Below are 2426 nucleotides of genomic sequence, written 5' to 3'. Positions count from 1 at the left end.
CAGTTTTGTACAATAGTTAAAATCAAAATAAATTACATTGAACAGTATCGTCATTTTTAATATAAGGAGTAGTTTATGGCAAGAAAAATCTTAAAAGGTAAAGATGCAAAAATGCTCGAAAAGCCTCTAAAAAAAGATATTAAATGGACTCCAAAAAAATTAACTCTTGCCGGAATAGGTTTATTAATCCCTTATACTGCAATTGTCGTCTATGTCATATCTTTTGGAGTACCTTTAGGTTTAGTGATTGTGATGATAGCAATTCCTGTAATATTTTTCGGGGGATTTTCTCTACTATATTATTTAACAAGAAATTTATGAAATAGCTTTGTTGCACGAATATATCTAACCCTCTATTAAATCAGTGTTATAGATCGACGATTTATTATATCCTTAGCAATACCATCTTCCAAACCACCCCGATGTATCCATAGTTTATCCCCAATAATTTCTATATGAACTAAACATCCATGAACTTGTATATCGTCCTCCCATTCTTGAGTAATTAATCAAAAATTATTCAATCAACCCTCCATCATTCCCTTTGTAGAATCAAATTATTTTGGCAAGAAAATTTGAAAAATATGCTCAATCAACCTAGTTTTAATCCTGCTTACTTAATTGAAACTCTCGAACCAGATACGGTATTTTTCATATCTGAAAGAGAATCTGTCTGTTTACAAGACCCACTTTATTATCGTTTAGTTCAGTTAATTGATGGTAAACGTAATGTTGATGAAATTATTGATATTCTGCAATTAGAAATTATACAATACCAAGAATTAACACCAGAAAATCCTAATTTTTTCCAAGATATTCTGAATTTCAGTATTAAAATTCAACAAGCTCTGTTTCAATTAAACAAACAAGGGTATCTATTAGAAAATAATGAATTATTACCGTCTAATTTAGCTATTTTTTGTCATCATATTCAGATTTCTCAGTCTCAAGCTTATAATCAATTACAATCGATTAAAGTTACTGTCAAAACATTAGGTTCGGTAACAGATAAAGATTTTATTTCCCTGTTAAAATCTTTTCAGATTCAAGTGGCTGATTCAGGAGATTTAACGATTATTTTGACTGACGATTATCTCCATCCTAACTTAGATGAATTTAACAAACAGGCTTTAGCTTCTCAAACTCCTTGGATGTTAATCAAACCATTAGGAACAATTGGTTGGATCGGACCTTTATTTCAACCCGATCAAACAGGATGTTGGGATTGTTTTGCACAGCGTTGGCGAGATAATCGACCGATTGAAGAGTTCATTAATAGAAAGAAAGAGGAAGCAAAACTTTTAACTTCCCCCCTGGGTTTTTCTCAGGCAACAATCCAAACAACTTTAACCATAGCTGCAACAGAAATTTTTAAATGGATTATCCAAAAAGGCAATCCTAGATTAGCAGGAAATCTGATTACTTATGACCATCTAACTCTACAAACTCAAAACCACATTTTAGTTAAACGCCCTCAATGTTTTAGTTGCGGAAAAGTATTTAATAAACAACCTTTACCTGTAGTTTTAGGACATCGAAAAAAAGCCTTCACTTCTGATGGAGGGCATCGTTTTTGTTCTCCTGAAGAAACTTTGAGAAAGTATCAACATCATATTAGTCCGATTACGGGTGTTGTGCGAGAATTGGCAAAAATTACCAGTCAAGGATTAGTTCATACTTATGTTGCCAAACATCATTTTAGGAATATTTTCGACAATTTAGATAGCTTACGTCAAAATATGGGTGGCAGAAGTGCCGGGAAAGGGAGAACTGATAGTCAAGCAAGAGCTAGCGGTTTTTGTGAGGCGATCGAACGTTATTCGGGGGTGTTTCAAGGAGATGAAATTAGAGAACAAGGGAGTTATGAAAAATTGGTAGAAAAAGCTATTCATCCGAATCAATGCATGATTTTTAGTGAGGAACAATACCAAAATCGAAAAGAGTGGAATGTTGAGTGTAAAGGGTGGTTTCAAAAAGTACCAGAACCCTTTGATGAAACTAGAGTAATTGATTGGACTCCTGTATGGTCTTTAACTGCTCAAGAGTTTAAATATTTACCTACTTCTTACTGTTACTATGGATATCCTGAATCTGATTCTTCTGATTTCTTAGATTGTTGGGCTGATTCTAATGGTTGTACGGCAGGAAATACGATAGAGGAAGCAATTTTACAAGGGTTTATGGAGTTAGTAGAACGGGATTGTGTGGCTTTATGGTGGTACAATCGTTTATCAAAACCTCAAGTATATTTAGACAGTTTTAAACAACCTTATTTTCAGCAGTTAAAACAATATTATCAAAGTCTGAATCGGGATTTATGGGTGTTAGATATTACGAGCGATTTGAATATTCCTTGTTTTGCTGCTATTAGTTCTAGAAATGATAGAGAAGTAGAAGATATTATATTAGGATATGGGGCACATTTC

Annotated in this window: 3 protein-coding genes; 2 read left to right on the top strand and 1 reads right to left on the bottom strand. The window is 33.3% G+C overall.

The features are described 5' to 3' along the window. Positions 1-75 precede the first annotated feature (75 nt). Positions 76-321 (top strand): hypothetical protein, encoded by a 246-nt coding sequence (locus tag F6K13_RS28460; RefSeq protein ID WP_124146310.1) that lies wholly within the window; start codon positions 76-78, stop codon positions 319-321. Between the two features lie 35 nt (positions 322-356). Here the strand turns inward: F6K13_RS28460 and F6K13_RS28455 are convergent, their stop codons facing one another. Then, the gene (locus F6K13_RS28455; RefSeq protein ID WP_124146317.1) at positions 357-506 is read right to left on the bottom strand and encodes an element excision factor XisI family protein; all 150 of its coding nucleotides are present in this window, start codon (positions 504-506) and stop codon (positions 357-359) included. 78 nt (positions 507-584) lie between these two features. Between F6K13_RS28455 and F6K13_RS28450 the strand changes: the two genes are divergently transcribed. Further along, positions 585-2426: TOMM precursor leader peptide-binding protein (locus F6K13_RS28450; RefSeq protein ID WP_287289211.1), on the top strand; the 1842-nt coding region annotated here is incomplete at its 3' end.

This window comes from Okeania sp. SIO2B9 (assembly GCF_010672505.1).
Taxonomy (GTDB): domain Bacteria; phylum Cyanobacteriota; class Cyanobacteriia; order Cyanobacteriales; family Microcoleaceae; genus Okeania; species Okeania hirsuta.
Note: the sequence above shows the minus strand (reverse complement) of the source record. Positions and strands in the feature narration are given on the sequence as shown.

Coding starts and splice junctions, on each gene's coding strand:
- F6K13_RS28460 (WP_124146310.1), top strand. CDS start 76: ATGGCAAGAAAAATCTTAAAAGGTAAAGATGCAAAAATGCTCGAAAAG.